This window comes from Streptomyces sp. NPDC046727, assembly GCF_040645635.1.
In the GTDB taxonomy this organism is placed as follows: domain Bacteria; phylum Actinomycetota; class Actinomycetes; order Streptomycetales; family Streptomycetaceae; genus Streptomyces.
Genome location: NZ_JBEYYR010000051.1, coordinates 41661 through 61307, shown reverse-complemented (window position 1 = coordinate 61307; position 19647 = coordinate 41661). Strand labels below are relative to the sequence as shown.

The 19647-nt window shown below is 72.5% G+C and carries 23 protein-coding genes and 1 riboswitch; of the genes, 10 read left to right on the top strand and 13 right to left on the bottom strand.

Annotated features, from left to right (window positions below; translation table 11 throughout):
- Window positions 1-129 precede the first annotated feature (129 nt).
- Both ABZ937_RS39280 and ABZ937_RS39275 read right to left on the bottom strand, forming a co-directional pair.
- Entirely contained in the window at window positions 130-762 is a 633-nt protein-coding gene (locus tag ABZ937_RS39280) for a DUF305 domain-containing protein (RefSeq protein ID WP_361699561.1), read from the bottom strand.
- A gap of 93 nt (window positions 763-855) precedes the next feature.
- The gene (locus tag ABZ937_RS39275; RefSeq protein ID WP_361699559.1) at window positions 856-1263 is read right to left on the bottom strand and encodes a DUF6153 family protein; all 408 of its coding nucleotides are present in this window, start codon (window positions 1261-1263) and stop codon (window positions 856-858) included.
- A 145-nt stretch (window positions 1264-1408) separates the two neighbouring features.
- Between ABZ937_RS39275 and ABZ937_RS39270 the strand changes: the two genes are divergently transcribed.
- Together ABZ937_RS39270 and ABZ937_RS39265 are read left to right on the top strand one after the other, a co-directional pair.
- Window positions 1409-2134 (top strand): lysophospholipid acyltransferase family protein, encoded by a 726-nt coding sequence (locus ABZ937_RS39270; RefSeq protein WP_361699557.1) that lies wholly within the window; start codon window positions 1409-1411, stop codon window positions 2132-2134.
- 70 nt (window positions 2135-2204) lie between these two features.
- Window positions 2205-3203, top strand: a complete 999-nt coding sequence (locus ABZ937_RS39265; protein WP_361699567.1) for an NAD(P)-dependent oxidoreductase — start codon at window positions 2205-2207, stop codon at window positions 3201-3203.
- Between the two features lie 51 nt (window positions 3204-3254).
- On the opposite strand, the gene ABZ937_RS39260 is transcribed toward ABZ937_RS39265, so the two are convergent.
- The 8 genes from ABZ937_RS39260 to ABZ937_RS39225 all read right to left on the bottom strand — a co-directional run bounded on the left by ABZ937_RS39260 (window position 3255) and on the right by ABZ937_RS39225 (window position 10003).
- On the bottom strand, window positions 3255-4850 hold the full coding sequence (locus ABZ937_RS39260; RefSeq protein ID WP_361699555.1) for an alpha/beta hydrolase: 1596 nt from the start codon (window positions 4848-4850) through the stop codon (window positions 3255-3257).
- Between the two features lie 150 nt (window positions 4851-5000).
- Entirely contained in the window at window positions 5001-5759 is a 759-nt protein-coding gene (locus tag ABZ937_RS39255) for an urease accessory protein UreD (protein ID WP_361699553.1), read from the bottom strand.
- On the bottom strand, window positions 5756-6433 hold the full coding sequence (gene ureG / locus ABZ937_RS39250) for an urease accessory protein UreG (RefSeq protein WP_361699551.1): 678 nt from the start codon (window positions 6431-6433) through the stop codon (window positions 5756-5758). Before ureG ends, ABZ937_RS39255 begins: the two co-directional genes overlap by 4 nt.
- Window positions 6434-6482: 49 nt before the next feature.
- The gene (locus tag ABZ937_RS39245) at window positions 6483-7157 is read right to left on the bottom strand and encodes an urease accessory UreF family protein (RefSeq protein ID WP_361699549.1); all 675 of its coding nucleotides are present in this window, start codon (window positions 7155-7157) and stop codon (window positions 6483-6485) included.
- Window positions 7157-8878, bottom strand: a complete 1722-nt coding sequence (locus tag ABZ937_RS39240; protein ID WP_361699547.1) for an urease subunit alpha — start codon at window positions 8876-8878, stop codon at window positions 7157-7159. Before ABZ937_RS39240 ends, ABZ937_RS39245 begins: the two co-directional genes overlap by 1 nt.
- Window positions 8871-9182, bottom strand: coding sequence for an urease subunit beta (locus tag ABZ937_RS39235; RefSeq protein WP_361699545.1), 312 nt, complete (start codon window positions 9180-9182; stop codon window positions 8871-8873). The genes ABZ937_RS39240 and ABZ937_RS39235 overlap by 8 nt, the downstream gene beginning before the upstream one ends.
- An 11-nt stretch (window positions 9183-9193) precedes the next feature.
- Window positions 9194-9496, bottom strand: coding sequence for an urease subunit gamma (locus tag ABZ937_RS39230; RefSeq protein ID WP_059248006.1), 303 nt, complete (start codon window positions 9494-9496; stop codon window positions 9194-9196).
- A 228-nt stretch (window positions 9497-9724) separates the two neighbouring features.
- Window positions 9725-10003, bottom strand: coding sequence for a type II toxin-antitoxin system Phd/YefM family antitoxin (locus ABZ937_RS39225; RefSeq protein WP_361699544.1), 279 nt, complete (start codon window positions 10001-10003; stop codon window positions 9725-9727).
- Window positions 10004-10107: 104 nt separating this feature from the next.
- Between ABZ937_RS39225 and ABZ937_RS39220 the strand changes: the two genes are divergently transcribed.
- From ABZ937_RS39220 to ABZ937_RS39210, 3 genes are all read left to right on the top strand, one after another.
- The gene (locus tag ABZ937_RS39220; protein ID WP_361699565.1) at window positions 10108-10743 is read left to right on the top strand and encodes an ATP-dependent Clp protease proteolytic subunit; all 636 of its coding nucleotides are present in this window, start codon (window positions 10108-10110) and stop codon (window positions 10741-10743) included.
- Window positions 10744-10750: 7 nt separating this feature from the next.
- Window positions 10751-11056, top strand: a complete 306-nt coding sequence (locus ABZ937_RS39215) for a hypothetical protein (protein ID WP_361699542.1) — start codon at window positions 10751-10753, stop codon at window positions 11054-11056.
- Window positions 11057-11396: 340 nt separating this feature from the next.
- Window positions 11397-11629: riboswitch (cyclic di-AMP (ydaO/yuaA leader) on the top strand.
- Window positions 11630-11632: 3 nt separating this feature from the next.
- Window positions 11633-12106, top strand: coding sequence for a C40 family peptidase (locus tag ABZ937_RS39210; RefSeq protein WP_361699540.1), 474 nt, complete (start codon window positions 11633-11635; stop codon window positions 12104-12106).
- Window positions 12107-12113: 7 nt separating this feature from the next.
- Here the strand turns inward: ABZ937_RS39210 and ABZ937_RS39205 are convergent, their stop codons facing one another.
- Complete coding sequence (locus ABZ937_RS39205; protein WP_361699538.1) at window positions 12114-12731, bottom strand: LysE family translocator; 618 nt, start codon at window positions 12729-12731, stop codon at window positions 12114-12116.
- 84 nt (window positions 12732-12815) lie between these two features.
- On the opposite strand from ABZ937_RS39205, the gene ABZ937_RS39200 reads away from it, so the two are divergent.
- A complete protein-coding gene (locus ABZ937_RS39200; protein ID WP_361699536.1) occupies window positions 12816-13718 on the top strand; it encodes a LysR family transcriptional regulator in 903 nt (300 codons plus the stop codon).
- 294 nt (window positions 13719-14012) lie between these two features.
- Here the strand turns inward: ABZ937_RS39200 and ABZ937_RS39195 are convergent, their stop codons facing one another.
- Window positions 14013-14468 (bottom strand): ATP-binding protein, encoded by a 456-nt coding sequence (locus ABZ937_RS39195; RefSeq protein WP_361699534.1) that lies wholly within the window; start codon window positions 14466-14468, stop codon window positions 14013-14015.
- Between the two features lie 212 nt (window positions 14469-14680).
- Here ABZ937_RS39195 and ABZ937_RS39190 point away from each other — a divergent pair, with 212 nt between their 5' ends.
- Window positions 14681-15541, top strand: coding sequence for a helix-turn-helix transcriptional regulator (locus tag ABZ937_RS39190; RefSeq protein ID WP_361699532.1), 861 nt, complete (start codon window positions 14681-14683; stop codon window positions 15539-15541).
- Window positions 15542-15550: 9 nt separating this feature from the next.
- Entirely contained in the window at window positions 15551-15772 is a 222-nt protein-coding gene (locus tag ABZ937_RS39185) for a DUF397 domain-containing protein (protein ID WP_361699530.1), read from the top strand.
- 78 nt (window positions 15773-15850) lie between these two features.
- Here ABZ937_RS39185 and ABZ937_RS39180 read toward each other — a convergent pair whose 3' ends face one another.
- A complete protein-coding gene (locus ABZ937_RS39180) occupies window positions 15851-16978 on the bottom strand; it encodes an 8-amino-7-oxononanoate synthase (protein WP_361699528.1) in 1128 nt (375 codons plus the stop codon).
- A gap of 147 nt (window positions 16979-17125) precedes the next feature.
- On the opposite strand from ABZ937_RS39180, the gene bioB reads away from it, so the two are divergent.
- Window positions 17126-18364, top strand: coding sequence for a biotin synthase BioB (bioB, locus tag ABZ937_RS39175; RefSeq protein ID WP_361699526.1), 1239 nt, complete (start codon window positions 17126-17128; stop codon window positions 18362-18364).
- Window positions 18357-19646, top strand: coding sequence for an adenosylmethionine--8-amino-7-oxononanoate transaminase (locus ABZ937_RS39170; RefSeq protein ID WP_361699524.1), 1290 nt, complete (start codon window positions 18357-18359; stop codon window positions 19644-19646). Before bioB ends, ABZ937_RS39170 begins: the two co-directional genes overlap by 8 nt.
- Window position 19647 lies beyond the last annotated feature (1 nt).

The window sequence follows — 19647 nt, the reverse complement described above, 5'->3', positions numbered from 1 at the left end:
CGGGGTCGCGCTCACCGCGACCGCCGTGTTCGACCACCCGAGCGCCCGCGCCCTGGCCGCCCACCTGCTCGCTCTGGCGAGCGGGGAGGGCACTGCCGGTGGTGGCACCGGCCCCCGCCCGCCGTGCCGTCAGCTCGTGCCGAGGAGCTGCTTCATCTCCTTGATCTCGGCGTTCTGCGCGGTGACGATGGCGTCCGCCATGGCCTTGGCCGCGCTGTCGCGGCCCTTCTGCTTCTCGGTGGTGGCCATCTCGACGGCGCCCTGGTGGTGCTCGACCATCAGCGACAGGAACTTGGTGTCGAAGTCCTTGCCGGTGGCCTTCTCCAGGCCCGCCATGTCGGCTTCGCTCATCATTCCGGACATTCCGGCGTGCCCCGAGTGGTCCATGCCGGCCATGGGCAGCTCCTCGCCCCAGGCCTTGAGCCAGCCGGTCATGGTGCGGATCTCCGGGTCCTGCGCCTTCTCGATGCGCGCGGCGAGGTCCTTCACCTGCGCCGAGGAGGCCCGGTCGGCGGCGAGCCGCGCCATCTCCAGGGCCTGCTGGTGGTGCGGGATCATGCCCTGCGCGAAGGCGACGTCCTGGGCGTTGTGCGCGCCGGCCGACGCGCCCGGTGCGGCGCTCGCGGAGGCGGAGCCGCCGTGGCCGGTGTGGCCGCCGGTGTCGCTGTCGTCGCCGTTGCCGCCGCAGGCGGCCAGGACGAGGGCGCTGGTCACGGCGACCGTGGCGAGGGCGGCACGGCGGATCAGGGTACGGGTGGACATAGGGGGAACTCCTGCTGTTCTGAAGGGATTTCGGGCACGCGTGCGCACGGCCGCGGCACCTGCGTACGGCAGGGCGTGCGGCCGGGGCGGCCTCTAGATCCGCAGGAGTTGGAGTTCGGCCAGATCGGGCGGGGCGCGGGCGCCCTCCGGCGTGGCGGCCGGAGCGGAGCGCGGGCAGTCGGCAGCGGCGGGCACGGTCAGCGGGTCGGGGATCGGTCCGGGCAGCTCCGGGCCGCCGTGCACCGCGCCCGAGGCACAGCTGGGGTCGGCGTGGTGCGGCCGGTGGTCGCCGCAGTGACCGGCACCGTCCGGGCAGTCGTCCGGCGCGGTGGCGACGACCGCACCGTGCGCGGCGCGCTCGTGTCCCGCTCCGGCGTGTCCCATGCCCCCGCCGGGCGCCAGGGCGTGCATGCCGAGCAGACCGGCCAGCAGGGCCAGCACGAGCAGCGCGCGGTGCCGCCGCTGGGGCGGTCGCGGGGCGTGTGTGCCGGTGCCGGTCATCGGGGACATCGTACGGGGCCGGGAGCGGCCGGCGGACCGGGGCACGCCGGAGGGCGGCGGACGCCCGCCGCGCCCGGTCAGCATGACCGGGGCCCCGGGCGGTTACAGATGACTCACACCGGCCAAGCGGAGTGAGGGGCGAGCCGTGTTCTACTACCTGCTCAAGTACGTGGTGCTGGGTCCGCTGCTCAAGCTGGTCTTCCGTCCCCGGATCGAAGGCCTGGAGCACGTGCCCGACTCGGGCCCGGCGATCATCGCCGGGAACCACCTGTCCTTCTCCGACCACTTCCTGATGCCGGCGATACTGAGACGTCGCATCACCTTCCTCGCCAAGGCGGAGTACTTCACCGGTCCGGGGCTGAAGGGCCGGCTCACCGCGTTCTTCTTCCGCAGCGCCGGGCAGATCCCGGTGGACCGCTCCGGCAAGGAGGCGGGGCAGGCCGCGATCCGCGAGGGGCTCAAGGTGCTGGGCAGGGGCGAACTGCTCGGCATCTACCCGGAGGGCACGCGGTCGCACGACGGCAGGCTGTACAAGGGCAAGGTCGGGGTCGCCGTGATGGCTCTGACGGCGGGGGTCCCGGTGGTGCCCTGCGCGATGATCGGCACGTTCGAGGCGCAGCCGCCCGGCAAGGTCGTACCCAGGCTCCACCCGGTGACCATCCGTTTCGGCGAGCCCCTCGACTTCTCCCGCTATGCCGGCATGGAGCACGAGAAGGCCGTGCTGCGGGCGATCACCGACGAGATCATCTACGCGATCCTGGGCCTGTCCGGGCAGGAGTACGTCGACGAGTACGCGGCCGTCGTCAAGGAGCGGCAGGCGGCGGAGCAGGGCGCGCGGGAGCGCAGATTCCCGCGGGCGCCGCTGAGTTGACCTCTGCCGTCGGCAGAAGAGCCGTGTCACCGGCGGGCGGTGTGCCTAGGCTCGGCGCATGAAGAGGGCTGTGGTGATCGGGGCGACGGGGCAGATCGGCCGTCCGGTGGTGGCGGCGCTGGCGCGGGACGGCTGGGCGGTGACGGCCGCCTCGCGGGGCGGCGGCCGGGACGCGGCCTGGGACGACGGGGTACGGACGGTCCGGCTGGACCGCGCCGACGGCGCGGCCCTGGCCGCGGTGGTGGGTGACGGCTGTGACCTGGTGGTCGACGTGGTCGCCTACGACGCCGGGCACGCACGGCAGTTGACGGGTCTCGCGGACCGGATCGGCTCGGCGGTGGTGATCTCCAGCGTGTCGGTGTACGAGGACGGCGCGGGACGCGGCTTCGACACCCAGGGCGAGCCGGACGGCTTCCCGGTCTACCCGGTGCCGGTGCCCGAGACCCAGCCGGCCCTCGCCCCGGGCGAGGCGTCGTACAGCACGCGCAAGGCCGCACTGGAGCGTGAACTCCACGCGTCCGGCGGCGACTTGCCGGTGACGGTGCTGCGGGCGGGCGCGGTGCACGGGCCGCACAGCCCGCTGCCGCGCGAACTGTACTTCGTCAAGCGGAACCTGGACGGACGGCGGGACCGGGTGCTGGCGTACCGGGGTGAGAGCCGGTTCCATCCGTCGAGCGCCCGGAACATCGCCGAGCTGGTGCGGCTGGCGGCGGCCCGGCCGGGTTCCCGGGTGCTCAACGCCTGTGACGGCGAGGCGCCGACGGTGGCCGCGATCGACGCCGTGATGGGGGTGGAGAGCCGGACGACGTACCTCGACGGGCCGCCGGCCGGATCCGTGGGGCGGACCCCGTGGTCGGTGCCGCTGCCGGTGGTGTTCGACATGTCGGCCGCGGCGCGGGAGCTGGGCTACCGGCCCGTGGTGTCGTACGCCGAGAGCCTGCCGGAGACGGTGGAGTGGCTGACCGAGGCGCTGCGCGGGCGGGACTGGCGGACGGGCTTTCTGCTGCTCACCCAGGTGTACCCGGATCTGTTCGACTACGCGGCGGAGGATGCCTGGCGCACGGCGTAGCGAAGGGGCGGCCGGAAGGTCCGGCCGCCCCTCGTCACCGTACGGGTGGGGTCACGGCTTGGGCGTGGCGTGCGGGGTGCAGGTCACGTCCTTGCCGTCCAGCTTGCCGTTGATCAGGTAGGAGTCGACGCGCTGGTTGATGCACGGGTTGACCAGGCCGGTCACACCGTGGGAGCCCGCGTCCTTCTCGGTGATCAGGCGGGAGCCCTGGAAGCGCTTGTGCAGCTCGACGGCGCCGTCGTACGGGGTGGCGGCGTCACGGGTGGACTGCACTATCAGCACCTGCGGCAGGCCCTTATGGGTCTTGACGTCGACCGGGGTCTGCTGCTTGGCGGACCAGGTGGCGCACGGCAGGTTCATCCAGGCGTTCGACCAGGTCAGGAACGGGTAGTCCTTGTGCAGCCGGGTGTTGTCCCGGTCCCACTTCTGCCAGCTGGTGGGCCACTTGGCGTCGGCGCACTCGACGGCCGTGTAGACGGCGTTGCCGTTCTCCGAGGCGATGTTGCCGGCCGTGTCCGACAGGTCGGGGGCCGCGGCGTCGACCAGTGCCTGGGTGTCGCCCGCGACGTACTTGCTGAAGACCGTCGCGACCGGCACCCACGAGGAGTCGTAGTACGGGGCGCTCTGGAAGAAGGAGATCAGCTCGGCCGGGCCGACGACCCCGCCGATCGGGTTCTTCTTGGCCGTGGCGCGCAGCTGGAGCCACTTGGCCTGGACGGCGGCGCGGGTGGTGCCGAGGTGGAAGGTGGCGTCGTTCTCGGCGACCCAGTCCTGCCAGTCCTTCCAGCGGCCCTCGAACGCGACGTCCTGGTCCAGGTTGGCCTGGTACCAGATCTTCTCGCGGGAGGGGTTGACCACGCTGTCGACGATCATGCGACGCACGTGGCCGGGGAAGAGGGTGCCGTAGACGGCGCCGAGGTAGGTGCCGTAGGAGACACCGAGGTAGTTGAGCTTCTTCTCGCCGAGCGCGGCGCGGATGACGTCCAGGTCGCGCGCGGTGTTCGGCGTGGTCATGTGCGGCAGCATCGCGCCGCTGCGCTCGGCGCAGCCGTCCGCGTACTCGCGGGCCAGCTTGCGCTGCGCGGTCTTGTCGGCCTGGCTGTCCGGCACCGGGTCCATCTTCGGGGCCTTGACGAACTCCTGCGGGTCGATGCAGGAGATGGGCGTCGAGTGGCCGACGCCGCGCGGGTCGAAGCCGACGAAGTCGTAGGCCTTGGCGACGTTGGCCCAGACGGCGTTCTTGGTGGTGACCCGGCGCGGGAAGCGCAGGCCGGAGCCGCCGGGGCCGCCCGGATTGTAGATGAGCGCGCCCTGGCGCTCCTTCTTGGTGCCGGTGTTGCCGATGTGGTCCACGGCGAGCTTGATCTGCTTGCCGTAGGGGTGGGCGTAGTCGAGCGGCACGCTGACCCAGCCGCACTGGATGGGCTTCTCCAGCCCCCAGTCGTCCGGGCAGTCCTGCCACTTGATGCCGGCCTTGGCCGCCCGGGCGGCGGCGATCTCGGCGCCCTTGGCCTCCCGGTCCGGGCCGGGCCGTCCGACGGCACCGGCCGCGGGCGCCGACACGGCGCCGGCGATCAGGGTGGCGGTGACGAGTGCTCCGGCCGAACCGAGCGCCAGCAGGCGGCTCTTCGGTCTGTTCTCCCTCAAGTGGGGCCCCTCCCCGTACCTCGCTGTGAGTGGTCAGGCGGGGATCCTCTCGGCTGTGGGCCCGCTGAGAACAGGGTTTTCCACCCATCTTTACCAATCCGATAACCGGACGATCATGTCCCGCTGAGCGCGACGCTCCACGGGGGTGCCTCAGTCGAGCCGGGTCAGTGCCTCGTCCAGCAGCCGCCGCAGCCGCAGCGCGTCCGGCGCCACGGCGCTGACCAGCACCGCGGGCCCGGCGAGCGGCACCAGCGCGGCGCACTCCCCCAGCATCCGCGCGGAGGGCTGATGCTCGGCGAACTCGGGCCGTACGACGACCAGTTGGCCCACCGCGCGGTGCCCGGCGAGCACCGCCGGGCCGTCCCAGCCGCCGGGTGCGCCGGGGCCGCAGGCCAGTTCCTGGTCCAGTACGGTCCGGCCGGCGACCCGCACGGTCAGCCGGCTGGTGAGCCGCCCGGGTCGCTCCCCGGCCCGCCCCAGCACCTGCTCCTCGCGCAGCACGAGCCGGGCACCGGCGCCGAGTTCGGCCCGGGTGGTGACGTACAGGTCGCTGCCTTCGGCGGAGATCAACTGCTCGGGAAGCCAGCGCAGTTCGGCGCCGTCGGCCACGTCGAGCCGTACGTCGTACCGGGCCTCGTCCTTGGCCTGGCCCGGCAGGGCGAGGGTGGCGGCGGCCGATCCGACGTGCAGCCGGGCGCCCTGCTCCGCCCGGGCGGTCAGGGTGAGGCGGTCGCCGCCGAGCGGGCCGCTCATCGCGCCGACGACCATGACCTTCGCCTCGGGGCCGGTCGACCGGGTGCGGCGCAGCGCCAGCGGGCCCTCGCCGTCCAGGACGGGCAGGGCCGTGCCGCCGCGGCCGTCGGCGCGGGCGACGATCCGGGCGCCGGCCCGGACCCCGGTGACGGTCACGCCGTCCACGCGACGAGCCGTTCGCGGACCCACGCGGCCACGTCCGTGACACCGGGCCCACCGCGCAACGACTGGAAGACGACCGGGAGTTCGGCCCGCTGCGCCTTGGCGTCGGCGGCCATCCGGGCGAGGTCGGAGCCGACGTACGGGGCGAGGTCGGTCTTGTTGACGACGAGCAGGTCGGCGGTGGTGACGCCGGGCCCGCCCTTGCGCGGGATGTCGTCGCCGCCGGCCACGTCGATGACGAAGATCTGGGCGTCCACGAGCCCCTTGGAGAAGGTGGCGGTGAGGTTGTCGCCGCCGGACTCGACGAGGATCAGGTCCAGCGGGCCGACCGCGTCCTCCAGGTCCTCGACGGCTTCGAGGTTGGCGGAGATGTCGTCGCGGATCGCGGTGTGCGGGCAGGCGCCCGTCTCGACGGCGGTGATCCGCTCGGGCGGCAGCACGGCCTCCCGGAGCAGGAACTCGGCGTCCTCGCGGGTGTAGATGTCGTTGGTGACGACGGCGAGGGACAACTCGTCGCGCAGCGCCCGGCAGAGCGCGGCGACGGTGGCGGTCTTGCCGGACCCGACGGGACCGCCGAGCCCGACGCGCAGGGCTCGGCGGGTCCCGTCGGGACGGCGGGCGTCCGCGCTGACGGCGGCGGGGCCGGCGTGGTGGTGGTCGAGATGCATGGACGGCTCCAAGGTCTGACGAAGTGTGTGGGGGGACCCAAGGTCGGGATCAGGACGCGAACAGCCGGACCGGCCACGCGGCGTGGGCCTCGGCCATGACCTCCAGCAGCGGCGCCGAAGCAGCGGGCAGCGCGCCGACACCCTCGCCGGTCACCCTCCTCGCCGCCTCCACGGCCCGGTCCGCGACGCGGTCCAGCTCCGGCGCCAGCCGGGCCAGTACCCCGGTCGCGTCGAACGGGTCGAGGCTCAGCAACCGCACGGTCGCCGTCGCCGGACCGCTCACGCTCTCGTACACCGCGCAGTGGGCCGCGTCCTCGGGCGCGAGTCCGGCCGCGCGGGCGGCGAGCCCGAGCACGACCGGCTGATGGGCGCCCTTGGGGAACTCCCGGGCCAGGGCGTCGAGTTCGGGTGACGGCCAGGTCGTCCGGGCGGCCCGCAGCAGCTGCCGGCCAAGTCGCCGGGCAGCGGTCCGCAGAGCCGGGGACGGGGTGCGGGCGTCCGCCGCCGCGTCCAGCTCCCCCGGATCCACGCCGAGCGCGGCGGCAGCCGCCAGCGCCCCGGCGACCAGCCCCGCGGTGTGCAGCCGGCCCCGGCAGAACTCCTCCAGGCTCGCGGCGTCGGTGATCCGTCCCGCCTTGACGGCGGCCTCGGCCCCGCCGGAGTGCGCGTGCCCTCCGGCGGGGAAGCGGCCGTCGGCCAGGACGAGCAGTGCTGACCTGGACACTAGAAGAGGAAGTAGCGCTGGGCCATGGGCAGTTCGGCGGCCGGGGCGGCCTCGACCAGCTCGCCGTCGATGTGGACGGCGAAGCTGTCGGGGTCGATCCGGACGTCCGGCCGGGCGTCGTTCTCGCGCATGTCGGCCTTGGTGACCGCGCGCGTCGACTCGATCGCCACGAACCGCTTGCCGAGCCCCAGCCGCTCCGGCAGCCCGTCCTCGATCGCCGCGTCGGCCACGAAGTTGACCGAGTTGGCGGCCGGGGCCCGGCCGATCGCGCCGTACATCGGGCGGGGCAGGATCGGCTGCGGGGTGGGGATGGAGGCGTTGGCGTCGCCCATCTGCGCGTACGCGATCTGTCCGCCCTTGAGCACGAGGAGCGGCTTGACGCCGAAGAACGCGGGCTCCCACAGGACCAGGTCGGCGAGCTTGCCGGTCTCGACCGAGCCGATCTCGGCGGCGAGGCCCTGGGCGAGCGCCGGGTTGATCGTGTACTTGGCGACATAGCGCCGTACGCGGTGGTTGTCGGCGCGGCCGTCACCGGGCAGCGCGCCCCGCCGGCGCTTCATGACGTGGGCCGTCTGCCAGGTGCGCAGGACGACCTCGCCGACGCGGCCCATGGCCTGGGAGTCGGAGGAGATGATCGAGATCGCGCCGAGGTCGTGGAGGATGTCCTCCGCGCCGATGGTGGACGGCCGGATCCGGGACTCGGCGAACGCCAGGTCCTCCGGGACGGCCGGGTTGAGGTGGTGGCACACCATCAGCATGTCGAGGTGTTCCTCGGTCGTGTTGACGGTGAAGGGCCGGGTCGGGTTGGTGGAGCTGGGCAGCACGTTCGGCTGCGAGACGACGGTCATGATGTCGGGGGCGTGGCCGCCGCCGGCGCCCTCGGTGTGGTACGAGTGGATGCCCCGGCCCGCGATGGCGGCGAGGGTGTCGCCGACGAAGCCCGCCTCGTTCAGGGTGTCGGTGTGGATGGCGACCTGGATGCCGGTCCGGTCCGCGACCGTGAGCGCCGCGTCGATCACCGCGGGCGTGGAGCCCCAGTCCTCGTGCAGCTTCAGGCCGACGGCACCGCCGCGGATCTGGGAGAGCATCGCCTCGTGGCTGACAGTGTTGCCCTTGCCGAGGAAGCCGACGTTGACCGGATAGGCCTCCATCGCCTCCAGCATCCGGGCCAGATGCCAGGGACCGGGGGTGACGGTGGTGGCCTTGGAGCCCTCGGCGGGGCCGGTGCCGCCGCCGACCAGGGTGGTGACGCCGGAGGCCAGTGCCTCGTCGGCGATCTGGGGGCAGATGAAGTGGACGTGCGCGTCGATGGCGCCGGCGGTCAGGATGCGCCCGTTGCCCGCGATGATCTCGGTCTCGGGGCCGATGACGAGGTCGGGGTGGACGCCGTCCATGGTGTCGGGGTTGCCGGCCTTGCCGAGGGCGGTGATCCGGCCGTCGCGGATGCCGACGTCGGCCTTGACGACCCCCCAGTGGTCGACGACGACGGCGCCGGTGATCACGGTGTCGGGGGTGCCCTCGGCCCGGGTGGCACGGGACTGGCCCATGGACTCGCGGATGACCTTGCCGCCGCCGAAGACCGCCTCGTCCCCGGAGCCGCCGGGGCCGCCGGAGCGGTCCTCCTCGATCTCGATCAGCAGGTCGGTGTCGGCGAGCCGGATCCGGTCGCCGGTGGTGGGCCCGAACAGGTCGGCGTAGGCGCCGCGGGAGATCTCAGGCATCGAGGGCACCCCCGGTCTCCCCGCGCAGCCCGGGCACGATCCGGGCGCCGGCCAGCGGCACGAGTTCGACCTCGGCGGGGATGCCGGGCTCGAAGCGGACGGCGGTGCCGGCGGCGACGTTCAGCCGCTTGCCGCGGGCGGCGGCGCGGTCGAACTCCAGGCCGGGGTTGGCCTCGGCGAAGTGGTAGTGGGAGCCGACCTGGACCGGCCGGTCGGCGGCGTTGAGGACCGTCAGACGGGTGACCTCACGGCCGGCGTTGAAGCTGACGGGGCCGTCCGCGAACAGGATCTCTCCGGGAATCATCACGGCCCCCTTCAGATGATCGGCTCGTGGACGGTGACGAGCTTGGTGCCGTCCGGGAAGGTGGCCTCCACCTGGACGTCGTGGATCATCTCCGCGACGCCGTCCATGACGTCGTCCCTGGTCAGAATCTTGCGGCCGGAGGACATCAGCTCGGCGACGGTGCGGCCGTCCCGCGCGCCCTCCAGGATGTGCGACGTGATGAGCGCGACCGCTTCCGGGTGGTTGAGCCTGAGCCCACGGGCCCTGCGCTTCTCGGCCACGTCGGCCGCCACATGGATGAGCAGCCTCTCTTGCTCGTGCGGGGTCAGTTGCACGTCCCACCTCACAGTCCTTGCTCCGGACCGTGCGGGGTCCGGATTGCCGCAGCCACCGCGACGGGGATAGATGTAACACACAGACAAATCCCCGGATCGTCGTCAATCCCGGGCAGAAAAACCCCTGGTGGCGTGGATCGGCAGGCTAGAACGCCGGAGTTTCAACGACGTTAACCAGACCTTGGTCCGCGCATGACCGCGCGATGGGCTCCGGCAGAGACGAGCGGCTCAGGACGTGCCCGGCGGGCGGTGCTCCGCCGCGATCCCGAAGCGCTGCTGTTCGCGCGGCGCAGAACCGGCCTCACGGACCCCGGACACCGAGCTGATGACCTGCTCCTCGGCCGGCTCGTCCAGCGCGTCGAGCCGTTCCAGGTCGGCCGCCGAGACCAGGGCGACCAGCGGCTTGCCGTGCCGGGTCACGACGACGCGCTCACCGCCGTACACGACGCGGTTGATCAGGTCGGCGAGCTCAGCCCTGGCTTGCGTCACCGGAATCTCGTAGGCCATGCCCCCATCATAACGTCACGTACGTCCTGTACATTTTTTACAGAAGCCGAGCCTTCCGGGGTCCCGCCACGAGGAGGGGCCTCGCCATGAGGAGGGGTATGTCCATGCACCGACCGGCCGCCCGCCATGTCCTGCCCGAGTTCACCGAGCGCACGGGATCCGCCGTGCGCACCCTCGACCCGTACGCCAGGCTCTTCGAGGACCGGATCGTCTTCCTCGGCACGCCGGTCGACAACGCGGCGGCGAACGACGTGGCGGCGCAGCTGATGCACCTCGAACACGCGGCTCCGGACCGGGACATCACGCTGTACATCAACTCGCCGGGCGGTTCCTTCGACGCCATGGCGGCGATCTACGACACGATGCGGTACGTCAGTTGTGACGTGGCGACCTACTGCCTGGGGCAGGCTGTCGCCTCGGCCGCCGTGCTGCTCGCGGCCGGTGCCCCGGGCAAGCGGTTCACGCTGCCCGGCGCCCGCGTGGTGATCGAACAGCCCGCGCTGCCCGAGCCGGTGCGCGGACGGCCGAGCGACCTCCTCATCCAGGCCGAGGAGTTGACCCGGATCCGTACGACGCTGGAGGAGATGCTCGTCCGGCACACAGGGCGCACGGCCGAGGAGGTCCACGGGGATCTGGAGCGTGACCTGATCCTGGACGCCCCCGGGGCGCTCGCGTACGGTCTGGTGGACGGCATCGTGCCGAGCCGCCGGGACACGCCCGGCGCACCGGACGCGAGGTGAGCCGCCCATGCTGCCGGACCTGCCGCCGCTGCCCGCCCTGACCCGCGCCGAGGGCGAGTTGATCGACCGTTACCTGGAGGCGGTCGACCTGCTGGGTCGCATCAATCCGGCCCGCCCCGGGGACACCTACCTCGGGCTGCGGGCGGCACAGGCCCTGGTGCGCAAGGCGACAGAGCTGCGGGACGCGCTCGCGCTGATGCACCAGCGGGGCGAGACGGAGCTGCACGGGGACACGCTGGCACGGGCGTTGCGGGTGCTCGACGGCGAGCGCCGGGCCGCTCGCGTCATGCTCCCGCCGGACGGCGTCGGCTGAGGCGGACACCGCTCCGGTCCGGCGGCCCCGCGCGTCGACGCCTGCCGTTCGGACGGGACTTGAAACGGCCCGAACGACGTACCGCCGACCGGTGGACTTCCTGATCGCTTTCCGGGCCTCCCGAGTTGCGCAACTTGCGCGTCCAGAGGGCGGCGGAGAAGGCTTCGCCGCAGGTCGGGGGCTACGGCGAGGAACTGACGGAGGCTCGAACAGAGCAGTGTCCACCCGAACGGGCGAGTGGTGAGTAACGCCACAAACCCCCGATTCCGTTGGGATTTTCAGACAGCTGTGCGTCAAGATCCCTGTCTGACGACAAGCCCCCGCCACCGCGGCGGGGCGGTCCGGGCGGACGCCGAGTCCTGCCGCCGCCCGGATGACCGGTCGACAGGAGTGGATCGGCAGGAGTGGAGGACCCAAGCAAGGCGGGTCGCCGGGACGGATGTTCGTCTGTTCGACACGGACGGGCTTCTGCCTCCGAGCAACCCTTGGGGTGAAGTCGCGGTAACGCGGCCGGGCTACTTCGCCAGCCCGAATCCGACAGGTCATCCTTCACAGGCGGCTGACGAAGGGTTGCGCATGACTGCGCTCAATCGTGTCCCGTCGCTGATGGCCCGGGCCGGCACGGCCTCGGCCCTCACCCTCGCCGCCGTGGGCGGCTCCATCGCGGTGCCCGGTCTCGCGACCGACGCCTCCGCCGCGACCACAGCGACAAAAGCACTCCAGATCGCGGCGTCCAAGAAGGGCGCTCCGTACGCGTGGGGCGCCACCGGGCCGCGCAGGTTCGACTGCTCGGGGCTGACGCTCTACGCGTACAAGAAGGCGGGCAAGAAGCTGCCGCGCACGGCCGCCCAGCAGTACAACAAGACGCACCACATCTCCGCCCGCAACCGCAAGTCGGGCGACCTGGTCTTCTTCCACTCGGGTTCCAGCGTCTACCACGTCGGCATCTACGCCGGCCACGGGAAGATCTGGCACGCCCCGAAGACCGGAGACGTGGTGAAGCTCCAGAAGATCTGGACGAGGAGCGTCTGGTACGGCCGCGTCAGCTGACCCTCCGTCAGGCCAGGAGCGGCTCCAGCAGCAGGGCCGCTCCCAGGGCCGTCAGCGCCACCCCGGTGCCCGCCTGGAGCCCACGGGCGGCCCGGGGCCGGCGCAGCCACCTGCCGAGCCGGTCCACCAGCAGCGCGACCGCCTGGAACCACGCCAGCGCCAGCGCGCACACGATCAGCGCGAGCAGGAGCGTCCGGGGCAGGGCGGGGCTCCCCGCGGGCACGAACTGCGGCAGGAGGCTCAGGAAGGTCAGCGAGGCCTTCGGATTGAGCACGTTGGTGACGAACCCCTGCCGGAGCGGGTGGGCGGCCTCGGCCGCGATCTGCTCCGGCGTCGGGGCGGGCCGCCGCAGCGCCCACAGGGTGCGCAGGCCGAGCTGCAGCACATAGGCGCCGCCCAGCAGCTGCAGCGCCCGGAACAGCGCGGGCACGGCGACCAGGACGGCCGCGACGCCGGCCACCGCCAGGGTGGTGTGCACGAGGAGTCCGCCCGCGATGCCGAGTCCGCAGATCGCGCCGGCCCGGCGTGAGACGAGGGCGTTGCGCACGACCACGGTGAAGTCGGCGCCCGGCATGGCGACGAGTCCCGCGGCGATGCCGGTGAAGGCGATGAGCTGTCCGTCCATGCCCTCCAGGCTGCACCGGCGGAGCCTTCACCAGGTATTTCGAATCAGCACGGTCTGCCCTAAGCACTGCTTTAGGCTGGGCGTATGTACGACCCCACTCGGCTCGCCGCGCTCGTGGCGGTCGCGGAGGCCGGCTCGATCACCCGGGCCGCCGACCGGCTCGGCTACACGCCGCCCGCGCTCTCCCAGCAGCTGGCCAAGCTGGAGCGGGAGGCGGGCACGGCGCTGCTGGTGCGCCACCACCGCGGGGCCCGGCTGACCGAGGCCGGCGAGGTGCTGGTGGCCCGTGCGAGGAGGGTGCTGGACGAGCTGGCGCGGCTGACCGGCCTGACCGGCGGCGCGCTGCGGCTGGGCACCTTCCCGACCGCCGGGGTGCATCTGCTGCCGCCGGCGCTGAGCGCCTTCCGCCGGGCGCATCCGGACGTCCGGCTCTCGGTCGCGGACTACGACCCGCCGGCCGGGGTCACCGCGGTGGCGGCCGGTGAGGTGGACCTGGCGCTCACCCACACGTACCACCCGGCCGAGCCCGTGCCGGTGCCGGCCGCGGTGCGGCTGGAGCCGGTCCTGGAGGACGAGCTGGTGCTGGTGACCGCCCCGGGACACGCGCTCGGCAGTGCCTCGTCCCGGCTGCCGCTGGCGGAGCTGGCCGGGCAGCCGCTGATCAGCATGGCGCCGCACCATCCGGCCCGGCGGGAGATCGAGGCCCTGCTCGCCGGGGCGGGGGCCACGCCGGCGCTGCTGGTGCCGACACCCGGGTACGCCGTGGTGTGCGCGCTCGTCAGCGCGGGGCTGGGGGTGGCCGTCGTACCGGAGATGGTGGCGCGGACCGCGACCACACCGGTCGGGGTGCGGCACCTGGAGGACGGCCGGCTGCGCCGGACGATCTCGGTGGCGTACCGCGCGGACGAGACGAATCCGGCGGCGGACGCCTTCCGCGCGCTGCTGCGCGGGGCGTTCGGGCGGGCGGGGAGAGGGGCGAGCGGCTGAACGCACCGACCCGAGACTCATGCGCTCACGACGCCGGCCGACGCCACGACGCGTCGGTCGTGCGCGACCCGGCCGGTCGGACAGGGCATCCCGGTCAACGCCCGAGCCCGGCTCGGCAGGACGCACCGGCGCGGCCCCGGCCGGAGGGCTACGGCTCCGGCTGTCCCGGCGTACCGCGCGGACGAGACGAATCCGACGGCGGACGCCTTCCGCGCGCTGCTGCGCGGGGCGTTCGGGCGGGCAGGGAGAGGGGCTGAGCGCACCGACCCGAGGACTGCGCGACTCGGCCGGAGGCTACGGCTCGGGTTGTCCGGCCGGCACCGGTGCGGCCGGGACGATCCAGGGGAGTTCGATGGAGACCGTCTTGCCGCCCTCGCGGGTGGGGCGGATGCGGAGTCTGCCGCCGCACTCCGCGGTGAGCCAGCGGATGATGACCATGCCGCGGCCGTTGTCCTGCTGGACGGCGGCGGGCAGTCTCTTCGGGAAGCGCGGATGACTGTCCGTGACACCGATGCGCAGGTGTTCGTCACGGTGCAGCGCGATGTCGACCGTGAAGGTGGGTGACTGCCCGAAGGTGTGCTGTACGGCGTTGGTGGCGAGTTCGGAGACGATGAGTCGCACGGTGTCGGCGGTTTCGGTGTCCGACGGCAGGCCCCACTCCACGAGGGTCCCCACCACGTAGGAGCGGGCGGCGGAGACCGAAGCGGGATCGCTCGGCAGAGTGACGGATGCTTCCAGATGGTCTGCCATGGCGACGTCGTCCCTTTCCCACGGGACCGCGGTCCGACAGACGGCGGAGGGTTCGAGTACGGTCCCGGACTGGTGCTTGTTCGCCAGACTGCCATCAACGGCCGGTCACGGGGGGCGATCCACCAAGATATGCATATATCTGTCGCTCAAAGCGGTGAACTCTGCGACGCGAGACCGTATTTGGGCGGCCCGGAAGGAGTAAGGAGGAGCCCATGCAGAACGGTCCTGCAGTGCGCCGCCGCAAACTGGGCGCCGAATTGCGCATGCTGCGTACCGGCGCTGGGCTCACGAGCGGTGAGGCGGCCCGGCTGGTCGGCTGGCACCAGTCGAAGGTGAGCCGCATCGAGACCGGCTCCAGCGGCGTGAAATCGGCGGATCTGCGGTTACTCCTGGATGCCTATGGGGTGCGGGACGCCCATCTGCGCGAGCTGCTGCTGATGCTGGCGGGCGCGGAGGACGCGGGCGGCCGGCACCGCTGGTGGCACGCCTATCGCGGCGTACTGCCGCCCACGTACCGCGACTTCATCAGCCTGGAGTCGCAGGCGAGCGCGATGCGCACGCTGGAGACCACGGTCGTGCCCGGTCTGCTGCAGACCCCCGAGTACGCCCGCGCGGTGACCCGGGCGGCCGTGAAAGACCTGGCCGAGGACCGCCTGGACACGCTGGTGGAGGTGCGTCTGGCCCGGCAGGACGTGCTGCGTTCGGACCCGCCGCTGGTGCTGAGCGCCGTGCTGGACGAGGCGGTGCTGCGCCGCGAGGTGGGCGGGCCGGAGGTGATGGCCCGGCAGCTGGAGCGGCTGACGGAGGCCGCCCGCCTGCCCCAAGTACGGCTCCAGGTCCTGCCGTTCGGAGCAGGAGCGCATGTCGGCCTCACCGGACCTTTCGTTATCTTCTCATTTCCGAGCACTTCTGATCTGGACGTGGTTGTTCTCGACCAGTTGACGAGTAGCCTCTATCTGGAACGGAAAGAAGACCTCATGGCCTACTCCGAGGCCTTCAACACCCTTCAGTTCCACGCCCTTTCCCCCGAGGACTCGTTGGACTACATCGCCGGGATAGGTGACGGCGCGTAAGGAGGCACCATGTCAGCTCTGCCTCGGAACGTCCCTGCCAGTACCGATCTGCACGACGTGCGCTGGCTGCGCAGCAGCTACAGCACGGGAGCCAACAACTGTGTGGAGACGGCCCGGCCGCGCTCCGGCCCCGGGGCCGGACTGCTCGCCGTGCGCGACTCGAAGAAGCCGGCCGGACCCGCCCTGCTCTTCGCTCCCGAGAGCTGGGCGGGATTCATCACCACGATCTGAACGATCCGAACCACAATCCGGTCAGAACCGATCAGTCTGCCATCGCTCGGGTGCGATGCACGGCCGTGTCACGCCGACTCATGGTCGCGTCTCGCCGATGACTCGTACAGCGCGTTCGATCTCGGCCCCGGAGAGGTCCGCCCGGGCGGTCAGCCTCAGCCGTGAGATGCCGTCGGGCACGGAGGGAGGGCGGAAGCAGCCCACGGCCAGGCCCGCCGTACGGCAGTCGGCCGCCCAGCGCACCGCCTGCTCCGGGGACGGGGCCCGCACGGAGACCACCGCGGCGTCCGGACGTACCGCTTCCAGACCCGCGGCGGTCAGCCGTGCGTGCAGCTCCGCGGCCACCTCACGGGCCCGCGCCGCCCGTTCCGGCTCGCGCTCCAGCAGCCGCAGCGCCGCCAGCGCGGCACCCGCCGCCGCCGGCGCCAGGCCCGTGTCGAAGATGAACGTCCGGGCCGCGTTGACCAGGTGGTCGATCACCCGGGCCGGGCCGAGCACCACGCCGCCCTGACTGCCCAGCGACTTGGACAGGGTGGCCGTCACGACCACGTCGTCGGCGCCCGCGAGCCCGGCCGCGTACGGCGCGCCCCGGCCGCCGTCGCCCAGCACCCCGAGTCCGTGGGCGTCGTCCACCACCAGTCCCGCGCCGTGCTCCCGGCACGCCTCGGCCAGCGCGGCCAGCGGCGCCTCGTCCCCGTCGACGGAGAACACCGTGTCGGAGACGACGATCGCCGCGCCCTCGTGCGTGGCCAGGGCCTTGCGCACGGCCTCGGGGTCGGCGTGCGCGACGACCTGCCTCTCGCCCCGGGCGAGCCGGCAGCCGTCGATGAGGGAGGCGTGGTTGCCCGCGTCGGAGACGATCAGCGAGCCGTGCGGGCCGAGCGTGGCGACCGCGGCCAGGTTGGCGGCGTACCCGGAGGAGAACACCAATGCCGCCTCGAACCCGCAGAACGCGGCCAGCGCCCGCTCCAGCTCGGTGTGCAGCGCGGTGGTGCCGGTGACCAGCCGGGAGCCGGTGGAACCGCCGCCCCAGGTCCGGGCGGCGTCGGCCGCTCCCCCGGTGACCTCGGGATGCCGGGCCAGGCCCAGGTAGTCGTTGCTCGCCAGGTCCAGCAGCGGCGAGTCGGCGGGGCGCGGACGCAGGGTACGCACGAGTCCGGCGCGGCGGCGCGCCTCGGCCTGCTCGTCGATCCAGCCGAACGCCATGGGTCCTCCGGTGCTTTTGTAGGTAGCGGACAGACCCTAGCGGTAGGGGCAGTCACCCAGGGTGTGGCAATACCCACACGGTGAACCGGCTCTGTTGTGCGAAGTCTCCTTGGCCCGGAAGGGTCCCGTAGGACAGGATCGGACCTCATGGACCTGCTGAACACGCTGGTGGACAAGGGGCTTCGGCGCGAGCTGCCGACCCGCGAGGAAGCGCTCGCCGTACTGGCCACCTCCGATGACGATGTGCTCGACGTGGTGGCCGCGGCCGGAAAGGTGCGCCGGCACTGGTTCGGGCGCCGGGTGAAACTCAACTATCTGGTCAACCTCAAGTCGGGCCTGTGCCCGGAGGACTGCTCCTACTGTTCCCAGCGGCTGGGCTCCAAGGCCGACATCCTGAAGTACACCTGGCTCAAGCCGGACGAGGCCTCCGAGGCCGCGGCGGCGGGCCTCGCGGGCGGCGCCAAGCGGGTCTGCCTGGTGGCCAGCGGGCGCGGTCCGACGGACCGGGACGTGGACCGGGTCTCCCAGACCATCAAGGCGATCAAGGAGCAGAACGAGGACGTCGAGGTGTGCGCCTGCCTCGGCCTGCTCTCCGACGGCCAGGCCGAGCGGCTGCGCGCGGCGGGCGCGGACGCCTACAACCACAACCTCAACACGTCCGAGGGGACGTACGGGGACATCACGACCACCCACACGTACGCCGACCGGGTGGACACGGTGCAGAAGGCGCACGCGGCCGGTCTGTCCGCCTGCTCCGGTCTGATCGCGGGCATGGGCGAGACCGACGAGGACCTCGTCGACGTCGTCTTCTCGCTGCGTGAGCTGGACCCGGACTCGGTGCCGGTGAACTTCCTGATCCCGTTCGAGGGCACCCCGCTGGCCAAGGAGTGGAACCTCACCCCGCAGCGCTGCCTGCGGATCCTGGCGATGGTCCGGTTCGTCTGCCCGGACGTGGAGGTCCGCATCGCGGGCGGCCGTGAGGTCCACCTGCGCACGATGCAGCCGCTGGCGCTGCACCTGGCCAACTCGATCTTCCTCGGCGACTACCTGACCAGCGAGGGCCAGGCGGGCAAGGCCGACCTGGAGATGATCGCGGACGCGGGCTTCGAGGTCGAGGGCGCGGACCAGATCACCCTGCCGGAGCACCGGGCGACGGCCGGCGGCGGGTGCGGCTCGCACGCGGAGGCGGGCTGCGGTTCGCACGCCGACGCCGGGTGCGGCTCGCACGAGGGCGGCGGGTGCGGGTCGCACGCGGGTGGCGGTGTCTGCGGTACGGCCGGTGTGCCCGCCGCGACGGGCGAGCCCGCGGTGAAGGGCGAGGCGCGCACCGATCTGGTCGCGGTCCGCCGCCGGGGCGCCGGAACGGACCTCGCGCCCAATGCCTGACCGGCCCGGACTGAGCGTGCCCGAGCTGCTGGAGCTGGACCGGCGGCACGTGTGGCATCCGTACGGCCCGATGCCCGGGCGTGGGGAACCGCTCGTCGTGGAGGCGGCGAGCGGGGTCCGGCTGCGACGGGCGGACGGTTCCGGTGAGCTGGTCGACGGCATGTCCTCGTGGTGGTCGGCCATCCACGGCTACAACCACCCGGTCCTCAACGAGGCCGTGCGCGAGCAGCTGGGGCGGATGAGCCATGTCATGTTCGGCGGGCTCACGCACGAGCCCGCTGTCCGGCTCGCGAAGCTCCTTGTCGACATGTCACCCGACGGTCTGGAGCACGTCTTCCTGGCCGACTCCGGGTCGGTGTCGGTCGAGGTCGCGGTCAAGATGTGCCTGCAGTACTGGCGTTCCCTGGGCCGCCCCGGCAAGCAGCGTCTGCTGACCTGGCGGGGCGGCTACCACGGCGACACCTGGCAGCCCATGTCGGTGTGCGACCCCAAGGGCGGGATGCACGAGCTGTGGACCGGGGTGCTCCAGCGCCAGGTGTTCGCGGACCCGCCGCCGACGGAGTACGAGGAGTCGTACGCCGACCATCTGCGGTCGCTGATCGAGCGGCACGCGGACGAGCTGGCCGCGGTGATCGTGGAGCCGGTGGTGCAGGGCGCGGGCGGGATGCGCTTCCACTCCCCCGCCTATCTGCGGGTGCTGCGCGAGGCGTGCGACGCGCACGACGTGCTGCTGGTGTTCGACGAGATCGCCACCGGCTTCGGCCGCACCGGTGCGCTGTTCGCGGCGGACCACGCGGCCGTGACCCCGGACGTGATGTGCGTGGGCAAGGCGCTGACCGGCGGCTATCTCACGATGGCGGCCACCTTGTGCACGGCGCGGGTCGCCGACGGCATCTCGCGGGGCGAGGTGCCGGTGCTCGCGCACGGCCCGACGTTCATGGGCAACCCGCTGGCGGCGGCCGTGGCCTGCGCCTCGATCGAGCTGCTGCTGGGGCAGGACTGGCTCGCGGAGGTGAAGCGGATCGAGGCGGGTCTGCGGGAGGGCCTGGCGCCGGCGCTCGACGTGCCCGGGGTACGGGACGTCCGCGTCCTCGGCGCGATCGGGGTGGTCCAGCTCGACCACGCCGTGGACATGAAGGCCGCCACCGACGCCGCCGTGCGGGAGGGCGTGTGGCTGCGCCCGTTCCGCGACCTGATCTACACGATGCCGCCGTACGTCACCTCGGACGAGGACGTGCAACGGATCACGCGCGCGGTGTGCGCCGCGGCACGGGAGGGATGAG